Origin of the sequence: Paraburkholderia lebeckiae, assembly GCF_050436225.1 — a bacterium.
Classification (GTDB): domain Bacteria; phylum Pseudomonadota; class Gammaproteobacteria; order Burkholderiales; family Burkholderiaceae; genus Paraburkholderia; species Paraburkholderia tuberum.
The window spans coordinates 1694553-1713673 of record NZ_JBNDLU010000002.1 but is presented as its reverse complement, the minus strand read 5'-3'; the positions used below and the strand labels follow the sequence as shown (position 1 = coordinate 1713673).

Sequence of the window (19121 nt, the reverse complement as noted above, 5' to 3'; positions counted from 1 at the left end):
GAAGCAAAAAACTCACGCCTCTGGCTGCGTGTTTATCACGCGCCGCGCGAGCGTCGAATAAGCGAGTGGTTCGAAACGATCGAGCCCGTCCTTGACGGCAGGAATGTCGTTATTTCTGGCTTCCTGCTCCATCTGTGCACACGCATTCGCCACCTCGGTCTCCTGAATCATCGCGAAGGAGCCGCGTAGCGAATGAAGATGGGCCAGCACCGTTTTTATATCGACCCGTTCAATGGCGACATACAGCGCCTCGAGCGATTCCTTCAGTGCCTGGCTCATCGCAGCATGGATGGGCTCGGGCAATGGCCCATGCGAAATGTCGAGCCTGGCTGCGGTGTCACTTGCGGGGCGTTTGCCGGCCTCCTTGACCAGCCGCCTCACCGTCGCATCCATGGTGCCAAGCAGGACGGGTTTCAGCAGGACCTCGTCGATTCCGGCCTTCTTGCATCGCGAACGCTCTTCTGCACCCACTTGCGCAGTAATGGCGATGATCGGCACCGTCGCGCTTTGATCGCGCAGACACCGCGCGAGCGCGTACCCGTCCATCCCTGGCATATTGATGTCGGTCATCACAAGATCATAGTGGCGTTCATTGAAGCGCCGCACTGCCTCCCCGCCACTATCGGCGATATCGGCCTCGTATCCCAGCGTGGCAAGTTGCGCGGCGATCAACTCCCGATTTGCAAGCTGATCGTCGACCACAAGAATGTGAACGGCGTGTGTGTCGATCGCGGTGAACTCCCATTTGGCTTTGCTGTCTTCTGGGGCGACGACCGGTGTGCCACTACTCACCGGAATGGGTAACGTCACGACAAAGGTACTGCCGTCATTCAACTCGCTCTTCACCTGGATCGTGCCATGCATCAATTCGGTCAGGCGCAGACAGAGCGCAAGTCCGAGTCCTGTTCCGCCATAGCGCCTGGCGATCGACGAATCGGCCTGGCTAAATGCATGAAATAGCGTCTCCTGCTGCTGAGGCGTCATGCCGATGCCGGTGTCGCTCACGCCAATCACGATGGGCGAATCGTCGGCCGTGTCGTCCTTGAGGTAAACCTCGAGCAGTACGTCGCCACTCGCAGTGAATTTGATCGCATTACTGACCAGATTGACCGCGATCTGCCGGATTCTCGTTGGGTCACCCAGATAGTGCGGCGCGAGCGCATCGTCGATCACGCAGTCGAATTCGAGTCCCTTCGCATGCGCGACGGGTTCGAACATCGCACCCACTTGTCGAATGACATCGCCGAGATCGAAACTGATCGACTCGAGCGTCATCTGGCCAGACTCGACCTTCGAAAAATCGAGAATGTCGTTGATGATCCCGAGCAGCGCAGTGGACGACGACGTGATGACCCCTACTCTCTCCTCCTGCGACGGTGACAACGGCGAGCGTCCGAGCAACTCGAGGTTGCCGAGAATGGCATTGAGCGGCGTACGTATTTCGTGGCTCATCATCGCGAGGAACGCAGATTTCGCCTCGTTGGCGGCGTCCGCTGCCGCACGCGCCTCGTCCAGCTTGCGCTCCGTGTTCTTGAGAGTCGTAATGTCGGAAAAACTGCAAAGCAGCACCTCTTTTCCACGATACCTGGTACGCACCATACTCACTAGCAGATCGTCCACGCGGCCGTCGGCAAGTCTAAGCGCCATCTCCAGATCGGACTGCCACGCGGGCGCGCCGGGGCTGCGGTCATAGAGACCGAGCAGGCGGGTGTGCAAGCCTGGTTCATCCGGATGCGTGTTCGCTTCGTAGGTACGCATCAGGTTGCTCTGCAACAGAATATCTCCCTGCTCGAAAGACAGCAGCGCGAATCCCGACGGTGCTGCAGCAACCATCGTGCGGTTCAGGGCTTCACTTTCGAATATTCGCTGCGAACGTTCGTAGTCGGGCTTGAACAGCTTGTGATCGAGCATCAACAGAAGCACCCACATGAAAGCCACGAGCAGCAGCATCGCGGCAACGTAAACGGCGAGGCGTGCACCGATGTCACGCAAAATGGTGCGCCACGTGAATGCGTGAACGAGCGTCCAGCCGGAGTCCGTTACCTCCGCACTGGCCATGAACAATCCATTCCGGGAGCGATGGACTCCTCCGGCGGGTTGCATCCCTTGCGTACGGGAATTGAGAATCCGTTGCGTCAGCGCGGCACCGGTACCCGGCTTGGCCGTGCTGAGGATCACATTGCCGGCCGAATCGAGCAGCAGCGATTCTTCATCGTAGCGCCGCTCCCCGGTTAGCATTTCGATCAGGGGGCCCACGTAGATCTTGCGGACAGCCACGAGGAATATCTTGCCGTCGCTAAAGGCCGGCATGACCAGACGGATTGCGGGCTGTTCGCTAAACAGATCAGTGACTGGCGGGAACCAGATCGCACTCCTGTCCTTGCGTAACCGCTCGACCACCTTGGGGTCCGCGAGATCGCCGATGTCCGGTGCAATGCGATCGAGAAGTTCGTGGACGTCTTGCGCGCCGCTCTGCTTGAGCAGATCGCCGGATGCCGGCGCAGGAACAATGCCGAGGAACCGTCGCTCAGGCGAATAGAAGAAGCCTGACACGGCACTGGTCTGCACCTTGGCCCAAGGGCCGAGACGATAGTCAAAATCAACACCGAGCGCCAGATACGGTGCGAAATCCGATGCGTTCAGCGACGGACCGACATCGCCGAGCATCATCAACGGTTCGAAATTCCTGTGCCGCTGCAGAACGACTCGTCCATGCTGCGCGGCAAACTCGTCGACGAGGGTCGCGGGCGGAGGAACTCGCGTGCCCCACGCCGATTCTTCATGCAGGATGGCAGCTCTCAGCGTTCTTTCCCGCTCCAGAAATTCCAGTTGTAGGCGAGTCTGCCGTAGAGCGAAATCGGTATAGCGATCGTCGATGTAGTCGGTGACCGCCGATTTCAGCACGACGCCGGTCAACAGCACCAGCACAAACGAGACGGCGACCCCTGCCCCCATGACGAGCGTCCGCTGATAGCGATTCAGTCTGCTCGGCTCATCAACGCGCGAATCGCCGGTGGGCGGATGAACCACGCGTTCATGCCCGCTGGAATCTATGCTCTTTGATGGCATGGCGGACCTGGATCAGGGACGCAAGGGATGGTTTCAGCACCGTGCTGACGATGATTCCAGAAGTCTGCCCTTCTAGAACCTGCCTTGGCCACTTGCCGCACTCAAGGATAGAGTCGCAGTGAACGGGACTGTAGCAGTCAAGTTATTTCGGACAGCCTGACGTGGGTTGCCAAGCGGTAACTCGCTTCAATTCCCCCGCACAAAGAAGGTTGACGGTTTTTCGAGCAGCGCGATGAAAGCGCAGGGTCGCTTCCTGTGTTCATTCTGTGGAAGGAGGACTGTCCGTCGTTTTCTGCGTCGAAGTCACCATTCCATTATCCATCGCATATCGAAACAGATCGACTTCTCGCTCAATACCGAGCTTTTCCATCGCTTTCATTTTCTGGGTACTGATGGTCTTCTTGCTGCGACTCAGCCGTTCGGCAATTTCGTTTACCGTCAGGCCCGATGCAAAAAGACGCACAACTTCGGATTCGCGCTGACTCAGGACGTCCGAGGAGCCCCTGCCCCGGCGGTTCCAGTCAATCGACTGGACGATCTCGTTGATGGTCGGCGAATAATATTTGCCGCCGCGATGGACGGCATGAACCGCGGGGATAAGGTGGGTGGCAGCGTCGGACTTGCTCACGATGCACGTTACACCTTGCGTCACGAGCGCACGTACTACTGCCGGGTTGTCCAGCATCGTCAGCACAACGATCTTGATGTCAGGATACCGGCGCTTTATAAACGAAAACAGAGCAATTCCATCACCGTATTCGCCCGCGGGCATTGCGTAATCGGATACGACAACGTCACATTGCGTGTTCGTGAGAAGCGCGATCAGTTCAGTCGAGTTGCTGGCTTTCCCTACCAGTTCGATCGTGCTCACATCTGCAAACTTGTGTTCGATACCAATCAGCATCATGGGGTGGTCATCAGCCAGTATGACCCGAATTTCGGAGGCGACCATATTGTCAATATCATTGAAATAGGACATCACTATGATAGCCACCCTGAGCTATAAGCGCTCAGCGGGTTTACCTTCACATAATGCGATCCCCCCGCTTCCTTTCAGCGCAATACATGAAGCGTTGAACTCATCGCGTCGACGGATTGGCAGCCAATTGGCAGCCAGGTAAGTCGGGAAGAACTTCCCGAAACATCGAATGCGCTACGCGCAACCCTCTTAACCCGTGCTGTCCAGCGCTTCCAGCAATGGACCAAGATAAGCCTCATACGGCTTCCAGCGACCTTTCGAGCTCCTATAGATCGGCTGAGGCACCTGATTAAGACTGGCCGTGCGCACGACGCGGCGGTTTTCATGGAAGCGCAGACAAGCGTCATCCCAGGGCAGGTCGAGAAAATTCACCAGACGTCGCGCCTCGCCTTCGAGGTCATCGACGACCGCTTCGTAATCGACCTCGATGAAGCGCCCGGCCGGTAGCACGCTGCGCCAATGAGCAATGAGCCGCTCGTAGTAACGGTAATACTCGCCGAATTCGGTCAGCTCGTAAGCAAACGGCTGATCGCCCGCAAACAGTTTCCTGTAGCAGGAAAGACAGGTGTCGACCGGGTTGCGCCGCGCGTGAATGATGCGCCGGGAATGGTTTGGGGCCCATTGCCCCGCTTGCGCAGTCGACGCGATGGCGAGTGTCTCGGCCATTGCGACGACGAGACTGCCAATCAAGGTTTTGCGACGCGCGGCAATTGAAATCGCGAAGCGATCGCTGCATTCGTTGTGGCGCGCGAAGTAGTATTCTCGCAATGCACGCGGTCGACCGATCATCTGACTTGAGGAGCCGGGCCAATGGAAAGCATCGACGCACTTGTCGTGGCGGCATTCGCTTTTGTCGGCAGCCACTTTCTCCTGTCCCATCCGCTGCGGGCGGGTATGGTCCGGACAATCGGCGAACGGGGTGCCATGGGCGTCTATTCGCTGATTGCGATACTGACGTTCGGCTGGATGGTCATGGCTTACGACAGGACGCCCGTCTCCGATCCGCTATGGCCGGCAGGCAACGTGCTGTGGGCGGTTGTGACCGTGCTCATGCTGATCGCGTCGATCCTTCTGATGGGCTCCCTGATCCGCAACCCGGCATTGCCCACCGGCGGCCGGCCCACCGCGCTTCCCGACGCGGCGCGCGGCGTGTACGCAGTGACCCGTCACCCGATGATGTGGTCGTTCGCGCTTTGGGGACTGTGCCATATCGCCGTGTTCCCGGTCACCCGGAACGTCGTGCTTGCCGGGGCGATCATCATCCTCGCGCTGGCCGGTGCCGCGCTACAGGACCGCAAGAAACGGCGGCTGCAACCCGATCTGTGGCCCGCATGGGAATCGAAGACGAGCTATCTGCCGTTCGCGGCGATCGCCGCCGGCCGCGCGCGGCTGGGCGGGTTCGGCATGCACGCGCTGGTGGGCGGCGTCGTTTTCTGGCTCGTCGCGACCTGGGCGCATATTCCGCTCTCCGGTTGGCCCGCGGGCATCTGGCGCTGGCTCTAGCCGGCAGGTTCCACGAGATTTGTTCTCGTGGCGCAAGACTCTTTGTCCATGTGTGTGCTCGAATTCGCGGCGGATGCACCTGCGGTGCCCTCCATCGGGTCCATCGACTCGAACGGCCAGCAGGCCGAATCATCACTCCGTGAGAAAGATCATGAGCACCTCCAAGGTCGTCATCGTCACCGGCGCATCTCAAGGCATCGGTGCTCGCCACGTTGCATCCGGTCGGGCGCATGGACGAGATGAGCGACATCGTCAATGCGATCCTCTATCTCGACTCGGCATCGTTCGTGACCGGCGAGATCCTGCATGTGGACGGCGACCAGAGCGCGGGCCAGTAAATCTTCTAACGCTGCCCGCGCTCGACCGGCAAGTTGACCAACACCCGCACGCACGACGCGGTTCACCGTCCGTGCGGGTATCCGCACATTGCGCGCATGACCTGATTCACGCACTCGACATCACATTCAAGGAGCCCACCATATCCTGTCAGAGCGGGTGCAGCACAGTTTGCGCGACGCCGGCCGCCACACACAGCACGACGACCGCAAGCGGGGGCGCCTTCCAGCGCAGCAACAGCAAAAAGCCGATGCACGCCACGGCGAAATCCGTCGCCGACAGGACCGCGCTCGTCCACACCGGCGAATAAAGCGCGGCGGCCAGCAGGCCGACCACCGCGGCATTGACGCCGGCAAGCGCCGCCGCCATCGTCGCACGCGCGCGCAGCGCCTGCCACCACGGCAATGCGGCGAGAACGAGCAGCAGACCCGGCAGAAAGATGCCCACTGTCGCCAGCAGTGCGCCGCTCCAGTGTCTGGGTGGCAGCGCCATCATCCAGCCGAGAAACGCCGCGAACGTGAACAGCGGTCCGGGTACGGCCTGGGCCGCGCCATAGCCGGCCAGGAAGTCGTTGGGCGTGACCCATCCGGTCGCGACGGTTGCACGCTGCAACAATGGCAGCACCACGTGGCCGCCTCCGAACACGAGCGCGCCGGAGCGATAGAACGCATCGAATACGCGGATGCCTTGCGAGGTCCCGCTTGCCGCCCATAGCGGCAACGCGAACAGCAATGCGCAGAAGAGCACTAGCGCGACGATGCTTGCCGTACGCGACACCTGAAAATCGCCGGCCCGCGGAGAAATGGCGCGTGGCGCTTGCACCGCCGTGGTCCGGCACAGCGCGACACCGAGCACGGCGCCGGCGCCGATCACGATCAGTTGGGCGTAGACGGTGCCAAGCACACTGAGTAATCCAAGCGATGCGAGCGCGATTGCCGCGCGGCGGCGATCCGGACACAGACGCCGCGCCATGTCCCAGACAGCCTGCGCGACGACGGCCACCGCGACGAGCTTCAGGCCGTGAATCACGCCCGTGCCGAGCGCGCCGCCCAGGTCCGGCGCGATCGCGGCAAAGGCTAGCATCACGAGTACCGACGGCAGCGTGAAGCCGCACCAGGCGGCTAGCCCCCCACCCCACCCGGCCCGCAGCAGCCCGATCGAAAACCCCGCCTGGCTGCTCGCGGGTCCTGGCAGAAATTGGCACAGGCCGATCAGGTCGGTGAAGGCTTCATCGTCGAGCCAGCGGCGCCGCTCGACGAACTCGCGCCGGAAGTAGCCGATGTGAGCGATCGGGCCGCCGAAACTGGTCAGCCCGAGCTTCAGAAAGACGACGAAAACCTCGATCACGCGCGTGAGCCGTGAGCGGCGCGGCGACGACAAATCAGTATCCATGGATGTGCGGGTTCGAGCGATGCCGATTTCGAGAGCCGGCGGGCAAGCGGCCGTCGGCGGGCCTCGTGTTTGACGACGCACAGTATAGAGGCCAACGGCGCGACCACGCGCCGCACCCGCGATTGATCTGGGTCAATCGTGCCCCTTGCTTCCCGCAACACACTGGTCGCGACATCCAGAACACTGTTCGAGTCATGCGCGCAGCCGCGCCGCCGATCGTTGGATATCGGCAGTCGCGGTGTGCCCGTCCCATATCACTCATTCATGCCAGCGAGGAGACTATGTCCACTGTCGCCATCAACCATCAAGCGCCGGAAACGGCCGCCCCGTCGCTTCTGACGGACACGGCCATCGACGGCATGGCCGCCTACGAAGCGCTCGTCAACGAAGCGCGCAGCGACCGGACCGGTTTCTGGGCGCGGCTCGCGCGCGAGCATCTGAGCTGGCGCCGGCCCTTCACCAAGGTACTCGACGAATCGAACGCACCGTTCTTCAAATGGTTCGACGACGGTCTGTTGAACGCGTCGTACAACTGCCTCGATCGTCATCTGCACGACGGCAACGCCAACAAGACCGCGATCATTTTCGAGGCCGACGACGGCAGCGTGACGACCATCACCTACCGGCAACTGCATGCGCGCGTGTGCCGCCTCGCGAACGCGCTGCGCGCGCGCGGCATCGCGTGTGGGGACCGCGTGATGATCTATCTGCCGATGTCGATCGAAGGCGTCGTCGCGATGCAGGCCTGCGCGCGCATCGGCGCGTTGCATTCGGTCGTGTTCGGCGGCTTCTCGGCGAAGTCGCTGCATGAACGGATGGTCGATGTCGGCGCCGTCGCCGTCATTACCGCCGACGAGCAGATGCGCGGCGGCAAGAACCTGCCGTTGAAATCCGTCGTCGACGAAGCGCTGAAAATGGCAGGCACCGACGGCATCCATACCGTGATCGTCTATCGGCGCACGGGCGGCTCGATCCTGTGGGACGAACCGCGCGACTGCTGGTTGCACGAACTCGAAGCGGCCCAACCCGACACCTGCGAGCCCGAATGGGTCGGTGCCGAGCATCCGCTGTTCGTTCTGTACACGTCCGGTTCGACCGGCACGCCAAAGGGCGTGCAGCACAGCACGGCGGGCTATCTGCTGTGGGCCGCCGTCACGATGAAGTGGACCTTCGACCTCCGCGCGGACGACGTGTACTGGTGCACGGCCGACATCGGCTGGATCACGGGGCACAGCTACATCTGCTATGGCCCGACCGCGGTCGGCGCGACCCAGGTGATTTTCGAGGGCGTGCCGACGTGGCCGGACGCGGGACGGTTCTGGGAGATGATCGCCAGGCACAAGGTCAGCATCTTCTATACGGCGCCCACCGCGATCCGTTCGCTGATCAAGGCCGCCGAGACGGACAGCGGCGTGCATCCGCGCCGCTTCGACCTCGACTCGTTGCGTTTGCTTGGCACCGTCGGCGAGCCGATCAATCCGAGCGCGTGGGAGTGGTTTGCGCGCGAAGTCGGTGGCGGGCGCTGTCCGGTGCTCGACACCTTCTGGCAAACCGAAACGGGCGGCCACATGATCACGCCGCTGCCGGGCGCAACACCGCTCGTCGCGGGATCGTGCACGTTGCCGCTGCCTGGCATCGAGGCGGCGATCGTCGACGAAACCGGCTGCGAGTTGCCGCACGGCGAGGGCGGTCTGCTGGTCATCAAGCAGCCGTGGCCGTCGATGCTGCGCACGATCTGGGGCAATCCGCAGCGGTTCCGCAGTGGCTACTACCCCGCCGACCTGGGTGGCAAACTTTATCTGGCGGGCGACGGCGCGATCCGCGATCCGCAGACCGGCTACTTCACGATCACCGGCCGCATCGACGACGTGCTGAACGTTTCGGGCCACCGCATGGGCACGATGGAAATCGAATCGGCGCTCGCCGCGCATCCGCTGGTGGCGGAGGCCGCGGTCGTCGGCAGGCCCGACGAGACCATCGGCGAAGCCATCGTCGCGTTCGTCGTGCTCAAGGGCCCACGCCCGGAAGGCACCGAAGCAAGGCAGGTCGCCGACCAGCTGCGCGCGTGGATCGGCAAGGAAATCGGGCCGATCGCCAAACCCAGGGAAGTCCGCTTCGGCGACAGCATGCCGAAGACGCGCTCCGGCAAGGTCGTGCGGCGTCTGCTGCGTTCGGTCGCGAAGGGAGAAACGCTCGCGCAGGACATGTCCACCGTCGAAAACCCCGCCGTGCTGCGGCAGTTCGGCCACCACGAGTAAGCCCCCCCCGGATCGATTCAGGAGACTTCACGATGAAACTCACCACACCCAACCCCGCATCGCTCGGCCTTGCGGCTTTCGCGCTGACCACGTGGCTGCTCAGCATGATCAACGCCGGCTGGTTCAGCGGCGGCTCGCTCGGTCTCGTGCTCGCCGTCGCGTTCGCGTTCGGCGGCAGCATGCAGATCGTCGCCGGACTGATGGAGATTCCGCGCGGCAACACGTTCGGCGCCACCGCGTTTCTGAGCTATGGCGCGTTCTGGTGGTCGTTCGCGCTGTTTGCGTTGTTCCTGCACGAGCAGGTGCCGGCCGCGTTCGTCGGCTGGTATCTGCTGTTGTGGGGCGTCTTCACGTTCTACATGTGGATCGCGACGTTCCGCTCGTCGCGCGCGCTGCAGGGCGTGTTCGTCGCGCTGTGGGCAACCTTCTTTCTGCTCGCGGCCGGCGAATGGCTCGGTTCGGCGACACTGCGGCACGCTGGAGGCTATGGCGGACTGCTGACAGCGCTGCTGGCGTTCTATCTGTCGGCGGCGGAGATCATCAACGAGTCGTTGGGCCGTACCGTGCTGCCGATCGGCGCTAAACCCGTGCTCGTCGAAATGGAAACGGTCGGCGCCGCGGTGGTGACGCGTTTTGCGGAGTGATTGCACGCATTCGCGGTGCCATATTGATTCGCGCGTTTTCGAGCGTATTTGACCGTCTATGACGCTTCGATCAACACCTTCAGCGCGCGCGTGCTCGACGCGCGGGAGAACGTTTCGTAAGCCGAAAGAATATCGTCGAGCCGGAAGCGATGCGTGATCAGACGCGTGGGATCGATCCGCCCCGCCTTGACCGTCTTCATCAGCATCGGTGTACTGACGGTATCGACGAGACGCGTCGCAATCGCGATGTTGCGATCCCACAGCTTTTCCAGATGCAGATCGCACTTGACGCCGTGCACGCCGATGTTCGCGATCGTTCCACCCGGCGCGACCAGCTGCTGGCAAAGCTCGAACGTCGGCGGAATGCCGACCGCCTCGATCACGCAGTCGGCGCCTACCGATTCCGTCAGCATCAGCACTTGCGCGACCGCATCGGCATGCGCGTTGTCGATGCACGCGGTCGCGCCGAAGCGGTGCGCGACCTCGAGCCGGTTCGCGTCGGGATCGATCATGATGATCTGCGCCGGCGAGTAGAACTGCGCGGTCAACAGCGCAGCGAGACCGATCGGCCCGGCGCCGACGATCGCCACGGTGCAGCCCGGCTGAACCTTGCCGTTGAGCACGCCGCATTCGAAGCCGGTCGGCAGAATGTCGGACAGCATCACGAGCGCCTCTTCGTCGAGGCCAGCCGGAATGCGGTACAGACTGCTCTGCGCATGCGGGATGCGCACATATTCGGCCTGCGTGCCGTCGATCCGGTTACCGAGAATCCAGCCGCCCGTCGTGCAATGCGAATACATGCCGCGCCGGCAGTAGTCGCAGCGGCCGCACGAGGTGATGCACGAGATCAGCACGTGATCGCCGGCCGCGAGCCCGCTCCCCGCCTCGCCGACCTGGTGCACGACACCGACGCCTTCGTGGCCGAGAATGCGGCCCGGCTCGCAGGTCGGCACGTCGCCTTTGAGAATGTGCAGATCGGTGCCGCAGATCGTCGTGCGGGTGACTTTGACGATTGCATCGGGGGGCGCCGTGAGTTCGGGTATCGGCCGTTCGTCGAGCGACTTTTTGCCGGGACCGTGATAAACGAGTGCTTTCATGACGGACTTCTCCTATGGCCGGAATGAAACACGATGCGTGGCGGCAAACGTGTTCGCGCCCGAACCCGGTCGTGTCATGCGTCGGCTAGCGCTGGCGGGAACGTAATGCGTCACGCGCTTACATCATGAGCCCCGGTGTGACGGGTGGCTTGATCTGGGTCAAGCACTACGAAAACAACGCCGACGCGGGTGGTCGGTTTCGTGTTGTGTTCTGCCAGTTTTTGACGGGCGCGATCGCTGGACTACTTCAATCGGGCGTCCGTCGGGACATTGCGCAATGAGATCAGCGCATATGTCGCTGGGACCGGCTCTTTCGCGAGCGGTCGGGTTCCATTCGCGAGGATGCTATATCACGGCATACGGTTTGCCGATATTGGAGGTTGCGGGGACGCATGCGCGGCGAACAGCTGCTGGTGCCTTGCTTCGGTGGCGTCGTCGGCGGGGAACATGCATTCGATGCGCAACTCCTGCGCGGCCACGTTTTGCGGTGTACCCACGGTCGTGACCATCGAGAAATAGCGCAGCACCACGCCTTCGCTGATGAAGCCGAGCGGAACCATCGGCAGCGTCGCGGGAGTCGCGGAAGAGCCATGATGCGTCTTCCAGTCCCGCGGCACGTCAGGATACGCAAGCAGTTCATCGAGTAGACGCTTCGTGTTGGCGCCGATTACATGACCGACCGACTCGCGATACACGCGTTGCAGCAGACTTCGCGCGACCTCCTGCCAATCGGCGACGAACGGACGCATGCCGCGCGGATCGAAAATCAGATGCAGCATGTTGCGCGGGCCTTCGCGCGCGTTCATGTCGATGAAGCAGTTGAAGAAGCGCGGGGCCGCGTCGTTGGTCATCAGCACGTTCCAGTCGCGGTCCATCACGAGCGCCGGAAACGGCTCATGCTGACGCACGACCAGTTCGAGCGCGCGAACCACGCCGTGCATTTCCTGCGCATTCCACGGTGCTTCCGAATAGATCGGTGCATAACCCGCGGCCAGCAGCAGCGCATTGCGCTCGCGCAGCGGCACGTCGAGGGTCTGCGCAAGCGTCAGCAGCGTGTCGCGGCCCGGCACGCTGCGCCCGCTCTCGATGAAGCTGATCTGCCGCTGCGAGATGCCGGCCTCGAGCGACAGATCGAGCTGACTCACGCCACGCACGTCACGCCAATAGCGCAACAGACTGCCGAGATCGCCCGGCTGCACTTTGGGATCGTGACTCGTGACGTTCATGGTGTTGCCCTCCTGTTGATGCCTGAACGGGATCGCTTCAGCGCGCGGGCGCGTGCCACGCGAATTCGGCGAACTGCGTTTCGAGCGGCGGCTCGGTCACGCTGCCGGTGTAGTTCGTGATCGTCGACGCGGCGACCACCGCGACCACCTCGAGAATCTGCTCCGCGCTGAAACCTGCCGCGAGGAAGCGTTGCCGGTCCTCATCGGCGAGGCGGCCGCGTTCTTCGATCAACGTGCGCGCGAGCGTCGACAGCGCCGCCAGCCTCGTGTCGTCGGGCACGCCGCCGTGGCGGATCGCCTCGACGTCGGCGCGACGCAGGCCCGCGTTCAAGCCGAGCGCGGTATGAAACGCCACCGCCCATTCGCTCGCGTTCGTCACGGCGTTGGTGAGCAGCAGTGTCTGGATCTCCGGTTCCGTCAGACTGCTCGCATGCACGCGCTCGAACAGGCCGATGAAGCCGTTGATCAGCACCGGTGAAGCCGCCATCTTGGCCGCGATGTTCGGAATCAGGCCGAACGCCTGTTGCAGTTTTTGCAGCACGGGTTTCGATTGCTCGGGAGCGGACTCGATCGTGTGAACGGGATAGCTGGACATGGTATCTCCTTGACGTGTGCGCCATCGGATCGGCGGCGCGGTAGTCGAAGAATAGTGGCGGCCGCGCGGCGCGCCAATTACATCGGATGTCATCGCCATCGGCCATGCGGCGGCGGCTTCTTTCTGGCGAGCCGCCCTGGACGCGGACTATGATGTTGGAGTTCGTTCCCCTCTTGTCCCGTTCGTCACTGGAAAGGAAGAACATCATGGCCACGATGAAAGCAGTCGAAGTGAAGCAGGCCGGCGGCCCGCTCGAACTGGTCGAACGCCAGGTGCCCGAGGCGGGCGCGGGTCACGTGCGTATCAGGATTCAGGCTTGCGGCATCTGCCATAGCGATGCGATGACCAAGGAAGGCCTGTAGCCGGGCCTGGCCTATCCGCGTGTGCCCGGTCACGAGATAGCGGGCGCGATCGATTCGGTCGGTGCGGGTGTCGAGGGCTGGCAGGTCGGGCAGCGTGTCGGGGTCGGCTGGCACGGCGGGCATTGCGGCAAATGCGAACACTGCCGCCAGGGCGACTTCGTGCTGTGCAAGTTCGCCCTCATCCCCGGCATCAGCTACGACGGCGGCTACGCCGAATACATGGTGGCCCCGGTCGAAGCCCTGGCGCGCATTCCCGACGATCTCTCCGATGTCGATGCCGCGCCGCTGCTCTGCGCGGGCATCACGACGTTCAACGCGATACGCAATAGCGGCGCGCGCGCCGGTGAGGTGGTCGCGATTCTCGGGATCGGCGGCCTCGGTCATCTCGGCGTGCAGTTCGCGCGCAAGATGGGCTTTCGCACGGTGGCGATCGCGCGCGGTCAGGACAAGGCCCCGCTCGCGCAGCAACTGGGCGCGCATCACTACATCGACAGCAAAACGGAAAACGTCGCCGAGAAGCTGCAGGCACTGGGCGGCGCGAAGCTGATACTGGCCACGGTGACGAGCGGCAAGGCGATGACCGCGACGCTCGGCGGTCTCGGCCTGAACGGCAAGCTCGTGATGGTCGGCGTTTCCGAAGAGCCGGTCGAAGTGCCGATCGTGCAGTTCATCATGGGACGCAACTCGGTGCAAGGCTGGCCCTCCGGCACCTCGGCCGATTCGCAGGACACGCTCGCGTTCAGCGCGCTCACCGGTGTCAAGCCGATGATCGAAGAGTATCCGCTCGCCGAGGCGGCGCAGGCCTTCGACCGGATGATGAGCGGTCACGCGCGTTTCAGGGTGGTGTTGAAGATGGTCTGAGTGGCGCAGAAGCAGTGACGAGGCGAAGAAAAAGCGCGCTTGCCGGCATCCCGGCAAGCGCGCTCGATGACTTCGCAAATCCTCCTTCAAAAACTGCGTCGACGTGGCAAAGAACTACTCGCCAGCACCGGCTGGATCAAGCCAGATCGAAACGATCCAGATTCATCACCTTGACCCACGCGGCAACGAAGTCGCGCACGAATTTCTCCTTGCCGTCCTCGCTCGCGTAGACCTCGCCCAAGGCGCGCAGCACCGAGTTCGAGCCGAACACCAGATCGACGCGCGTACCGGTCCACTTGACTTCGCCGCTCTTCGTGTCGGCACCTTCGAACGTTTCCGCGGCCTCCGACACCGGCGTCCATTCCGTGCCCATGTCGAGGAGATTGCGGAAGAAGTCGTTGGACAGCGTTTCCGGCTTGCTCGTCAGCACACCTTCGCTCCCAGCGCCCACCTTCAGCACGCGCAGGCCGCCGATCAGCACGGTCATCTCGGGCGCCGTCAACGTCAGCAGTTGCGCCTTGTCGATCAGCAGCTTCTCCGCCGCCACCGGGAACTTGCCGCCCAGATAGTTGCGGAAGCCGTCGTGAACCGGCTCCAGCACCGCGATCGCCTGGACGTCGGTCTGCTCCTGCGACGCATCCATTCGACCCGGCGAGAACGGCACCGTCACCTGTTGCCCGGCGTTCTTCGCGGCCTGCTCGACACCGGCGCCACCCGCCAGCACGATCAGGTCGGCAAGCGAAATCTTCTTGCCGCCGGACTGCGCACCGTTGAACTCGCTCTGGATGCCTTCGAGCACCTTCAGCACCTTCGCGAGCTCAGCGGGCTGGTTGACCGCCCAGTCCTTCTGCGGTGCGAGCCGGATGCGCGCGCCGTTGGCGCCGCCGCGCTTGTCCGAGCCGCGGAACGTCGAGGCCGAGGCCCACGCGGTCGTGACCAGCTGCGACACCGACAGCCCCGACGCGAGGATCTTCTGCTTCAGCGCCGCGACGTCCTTGTCGTCGACGAGCGGGTGATCGACGGCCGGAATCGGGTCCTGCCACAGCAGTTCCTCCGACGGCACTTCCGGGCCGAGATAGCGGGCGCGCGGACCCATGTCGCGGTGCGTCAGCTTGAACCACGCACGCGCGAACGCGTCGGCGAACTCGTCGGGGTTGTCCATGAAGCGCCGCGAGATCTTTTCGTAGATCGGGTCGAGGCGGAGCGACAGGTCGGTCGTCAGCATCGTCGGCAGCACTTTCTTCGACGGGTCGTGCGCGTGCGGATACGTGGCCTGCGCGTCCTTCGCGACCCACTGGTTCGCACCCGCCGGGCTCTTCGTCAGCTCCCACTCGTGGCCGAACAGGCTCTGGAAGTAGCTCATGTCCCACTGCGTCGGCGTCGCGGTCCACGTGACTTCGATACCGCTCGTGATCGTGTCGCCGCCCCGGCCGGTGCCGAAGCTGTTGCGCCAGCCGAGCCCCTGGGCCTCGAGACCGGCACTTTCCGGTTCCGGGCCGACGTTATCGGCCGGGGCCGCGCCGTGCGTCTTGCCGAACGTGTGGCCGCCGGCGATCAGCGCGACCGTTTCCTCGTCGTTCATCGCCATGCGGCCGAACGTTTCGCGGATGTCGACTGCCGCGGCGAGCGGATCGGGATTGCCGTCCGGGCCTTCCGGATTCACGTAGATCAGGCCCATCTGCACCGCGCCGAGCGGGTTTTCGAGGTTGCGGCCGGGCGGATCGGTACGGCTCTTTTCGGTGCCGTGCAGCTCCTCGTCGGCGACCAGCACGCCTTCGTCGTCTTCCCTGCCGGCCGCTCCCTTGCCGTAGCGCACGTCGCCGCCGAGCCAGGTCTTTTCATTGCCCCAGTAAACGTCCTGATCCGGTTCCCACGTGTCCGCGCGGCCGCCGCCGAAACCAAAAGTCTTGAAGCCCATCGTTTCGAGCGCGACGTTGCCGGTCAGGATCAGCAGGTCGGCCCACGAAATTTTCTGGCCGTATTTCTGCTTGATCGGCCATAGGAGCCGGCGAGCCTTGTCGAGGCTCACGTTGTCCGGCCAGCTATTGAGCGGTGCGAAACGCTGCTGGCCGCGCCCTGCGCCGCCGCGGCCGTCGCCGATGCGGTACGTGCCGGCGGCATGCCATGCCATACGGATAAACAGCGGGCCGTAGTGGCCAAAGTCCGCGGGCCACCAGGGCTGCGAATCAGTCATTAGCGCGGCGAGGTCTTTCTTGACCGCGGCGTAGTCGAGGCTCTTGAATGCCTCGGCATAGTTGAAGTCTTCGTCTAGCGGATTGGAGCGGTTCGAATGCTGGTTGAGCAGGTCGAGGCGCAATTGCTTCGGCCACCAGTCCCGATTGGTCGTCCCGCCGCCGGCGGTATGGATGAACGGGCACTTTGCTTCGTTTGACATGCGTTCTCTCCTTTGGAGGATGTCTCCGTTGTCGATCGGAGTCGGTGCCTAGGTACTTTCTCCAATCCATGCAAGGTACTTGTTATGCGTTTGTCATCGTGTCAGGCTCGCGTGGCAATTTGACGATCCGGAAAACCCGACAGTCAGCCGAATGGCTCGGCAGTGCACTCATGAAATCCAGAGTCGGCGCACTACTCCTATTCGAATATAGGCGAGGACAAAGTTCAATAGTATTCGAATACGGCAATGCCACTAATAGACGGCGACTATATCGGGTAGCCACCGCGCGGCGTCCCGCATCGTTGAACGCTGATCGATCGACACCACGTCGAAGCTTGAGCGCACCCGGCTGTTTTGCGCCAGGCGCAGCCGACTGTGTGATAGGGTTTCGCGTTTCGTCCGCAACAGAGTGGGCACTGCTTTCTTTTTAGGCGAGCGCTTCTGACAGCACCTGAGCGGAGCAGAATGACGCCAACCGGCGTGCGCCCGAGGAGTGTCCCGAACCGTGTCGAAAGCCGTGCCGAAAGCTGCCCTGAACGCTGAGCTCGCCACCGTCCAGCCCGTCGAATCGCTCGTCGTGCCGGAACTGCTCGATGGCCGCGACGGCACCAATCGCGGCGCGGCGGAAAACTCGCAGCTATCGGCGCGCAACGACCTCGACGCCGTGCGCGCCTGGCTGTCCAATTACGCGGACACCAAGACCACCTTCGACAACTACCGCAAGGAAGCGGAGCGGCTGCTGCTGTGGGCCGTCGTGCAGCTCGGCAAGCCGCTGTCGTCGCTGACGCACGAGGATCTGCTGCTGTTCAAGGCGTTCATCGCCGATCCGCAGCCGGCCACGCGCTGGGTGTCGGCGAACGGCGGCAAGTACGCGCGCGGCGACGCACGCTGGCGGCCGTTCAACGGGCCGCTGTCGCCGGCCAGCCAGCGCCAGGCGCTGATCATCCTGAACGCGATGTTCACGTGGCTCGTCAATGCCGGCTATCTGCGCGGCAATCCGATGGCGCTCCTGCGACAACGCGCGAAGCGCTCGGCGCCGCGCGTCACCCGCTATCTGTCGACGTCGCTATGGGACGAAGTGAAGCTGTTCGTCGAGCAGCTGCCGCAAGATACCGATGCGCAACGCGCGTACTACGCGCGTTGCCGCTGGCTGACCACGCTGTTCTATTTGCAGGGCATGCGCATTTCCGAGGTGGCTGGCGGGCAGATGGGCCAGTTCTTCAGAAGGCTCGGCGCCGATGGTCAGGACCAGTGGTGGCTCGAGACGCTCGGCAAGGGCGACAAGGAGCGGATCGTGCCGGTGTCGGCCGAACTGGTTCAGGAGCTGCGCAGCTACCGCACGCTCAATGGCCTCGCCGCCCTGCCGACCCGCGCCGAGGAAACGCCGCTCGTGCTGCCGTTCAAGGGCCGCAACCGCTGCCTGTCGCGCTCGGCGATTCACGACGCGATCAAGGGCATCTTCGCGGGCGCGGCGATGTGGTTGCGCGCGCGCGGCCCCGAATTCGCCGATCGCGCCGACGAGCTCGAGCGCGCGTCGGCGCACTGGCTGCGGCATACGGCCGGTTCGCATCAGGCGGACGGGGGCGTCGATCTGCGCACGATCCGCGACAATCTCGGCCACGTTTCGCTGAATACGACCAGTCTTTACCTCCACACCGAGGACGACGCGCGGCATACCGAGACCGTTAATCGACACCGGATGAACTGGGACGACGCGAAGTCTAAAGACGGCGATGCGGGCGGCAATTAGGCGCGGATCGGGCGTGTGAAGCGGGCGTGTGAAGCGCGCCGGAATTTTCGCGTTATTTCTTTCTATTTCCCGGCTGGATCAATTCATCAGGCGATGCGCGCCGGGCATGCGTTTGCGCCTGCTGCCGGAGCATCCGGGCGGCGTCGAGCATCCGGGCGGCGCGCATCCGCCGCTCGGGCACCCGGGCGGCCCCGCGCCGGCGATGGCCGCGCACGGACAGCCGCCTCGAGCCGACAGGCACGCCACCAGACCGGTCAGGTCTGCACCCGCGACGGCCGCGCACGGACAACCGCGCCGCGCCGTCATGCACGTCGCCGGGCCGGTCAGGCCCGCGCCCGCACCATCGGCAAAGCGGGTGTCGAAGGATCCGAAGAAGTCGTAACGTCGCTGATAAGCGCGCTGCCAAAGCGCCTTCCTGCATCGCCCGCTTCCCCCAACTCCCCGCCAATCCCACCCCATTGCCCGCTAGAATTGCCGGCTTTGCCCGCGTCGGGCGCGCCGCAAGGCAAAATACGGGTTTTGCGCGCGCCGCACGCGCGGCCGACCCGGTCGCGAAGCGTCCCCAAACCGTTTTCGGGCCCAGCGGTTGCATCGTCGCCCCGGGCCGCGCGCCGACCCGCAACATCACAGCCCGCCCGGCACGTCAGCTTCGCT

13 protein-coding genes and 2 pseudogenes are annotated in these 19121 nt (G+C 63.4%); 7 read left to right on the top strand and 8 right to left on the bottom strand.

The annotated features are described in order from the left end of the window. Positions 1–12 precede the first annotated feature (12 nt). From OKW45_RS22530 to OKW45_RS22520, 3 genes and pseudogenes are all read right to left on the bottom strand, one after another. Entirely contained in the window at positions 13–3069 is a 3057-nt protein-coding gene (locus tag OKW45_RS22530; RefSeq protein ID WP_429471214.1) for a hybrid sensor histidine kinase/response regulator, read from the bottom strand. Positions 3070–3328: 259 nt separating this feature from the next. Further along, a complete protein-coding gene (locus tag OKW45_RS22525) occupies positions 3329–4048 on the bottom strand; it encodes a response regulator (protein WP_429471212.1) in 720 nt (239 codons plus the stop codon). A 189-nt stretch (positions 4049–4237) separates the two neighbouring features. Further along, positions 4238–4648, bottom strand: a pseudogene (locus tag OKW45_RS22520) (sulfotransferase family protein); the annotation flags it as partial. Between the two features lie 210 nt (positions 4649–4858). Here OKW45_RS22520 and OKW45_RS22515 point away from each other — a divergent pair. Continuing rightward, on the top strand, positions 4859–5551 hold the full coding sequence (locus OKW45_RS22515; RefSeq protein ID WP_429471210.1) for an NnrU family protein: 693 nt from the start codon (positions 4859–4861) through the stop codon (positions 5549–5551). 200 nt (positions 5552–5751) lie between these two features. After that, on the top strand, positions 5752–5889 hold the full coding sequence (locus OKW45_RS22510; protein ID WP_018417836.1) for a hypothetical protein: 138 nt from the start codon (positions 5752–5754) through the stop codon (positions 5887–5889). A 148-nt stretch (positions 5890–6037) separates the two neighbouring features. Here the strand turns inward: OKW45_RS22510 and chrA are convergent, their stop codons facing one another. Next, entirely contained in the window at positions 6038–7279 is a 1242-nt protein-coding gene (gene chrA, locus OKW45_RS22505) for a chromate efflux transporter (RefSeq protein WP_018417835.1), read from the bottom strand. Between the two features lie 359 nt (positions 7280–7638). Here chrA and acs point away from each other — a divergent pair, with 359 nt between their 5' ends. Together acs and OKW45_RS22495 are read left to right on the top strand one after the other, a co-directional pair. Then, a complete protein-coding gene (gene acs, locus OKW45_RS22500; RefSeq protein ID WP_429473344.1) occupies positions 7639–9537 on the top strand; it encodes an acetate--CoA ligase in 1899 nt (632 codons plus the stop codon). Between the two features lie 32 nt (positions 9538–9569). After that, entirely contained in the window at positions 9570–10181 is a 612-nt protein-coding gene (locus tag OKW45_RS22495; RefSeq protein ID WP_018417833.1) for an acetate uptake transporter, read from the top strand. A 56-nt stretch (positions 10182–10237) separates the two neighbouring features. On the opposite strand, the gene OKW45_RS22490 is transcribed toward OKW45_RS22495, so the two are convergent. The 3 genes from OKW45_RS22490 to OKW45_RS22480 form a co-directional block, all read right to left on the bottom strand. Then, positions 10238–11278: a zinc-dependent alcohol dehydrogenase family protein gene (locus OKW45_RS22490; RefSeq protein ID WP_429471208.1), complete on the bottom strand. Its 1041-nt coding sequence runs from the start codon at positions 11276–11278 to the stop codon at positions 10238–10240. Between the two features lie 350 nt (positions 11279–11628). Continuing rightward, on the bottom strand, positions 11629–12504 hold the full coding sequence (locus tag OKW45_RS22485) for a helix-turn-helix domain-containing protein (RefSeq protein ID WP_429471206.1): 876 nt from the start codon (positions 12502–12504) through the stop codon (positions 11629–11631). A gap of 37 nt (positions 12505–12541) precedes the next feature. Then, positions 12542–13099: a carboxymuconolactone decarboxylase family protein gene (locus tag OKW45_RS22480; RefSeq protein ID WP_429471204.1), complete on the bottom strand. Its 558-nt coding sequence runs from the start codon at positions 13097–13099 to the stop codon at positions 12542–12544. 206 nt (positions 13100–13305) lie between these two features. Here OKW45_RS22480 and OKW45_RS22475 point away from each other — a divergent pair. Beyond that, positions 13306–14322 (top strand): annotated as a pseudogene (locus OKW45_RS22475) (alcohol dehydrogenase). 136 nt (positions 14323–14458) lie between these two features. On the opposite strand, the gene katG reads toward OKW45_RS22475, so the two are convergent. Beyond that, the gene (katG, locus tag OKW45_RS22470; protein ID WP_429471202.1) at positions 14459–16717 is read right to left on the bottom strand and encodes a catalase/peroxidase HPI; all 2259 of its coding nucleotides are present in this window, start codon (positions 16715–16717) and stop codon (positions 14459–14461) included. Positions 16718–17222: 505 nt separating this feature from the next. On the opposite strand from katG, the gene OKW45_RS22465 reads away from it, so the two are divergent. Together OKW45_RS22465 and OKW45_RS22460 are read left to right on the top strand one after the other, a co-directional pair. Beyond that, positions 17223–18467 (top strand): tyrosine-type recombinase/integrase, encoded by a 1245-nt coding sequence (locus OKW45_RS22465; RefSeq protein ID WP_429471200.1) that lies wholly within the window; start codon positions 17223–17225, stop codon positions 18465–18467. A gap of 106 nt (positions 18468–18573) precedes the next feature. Then, complete coding sequence (locus OKW45_RS22460; RefSeq protein ID WP_429471198.1) at positions 18574–18849, top strand: hypothetical protein; 276 nt, start codon at positions 18574–18576, stop codon at positions 18847–18849. Positions 18850–19121 lie beyond the last annotated feature (272 nt).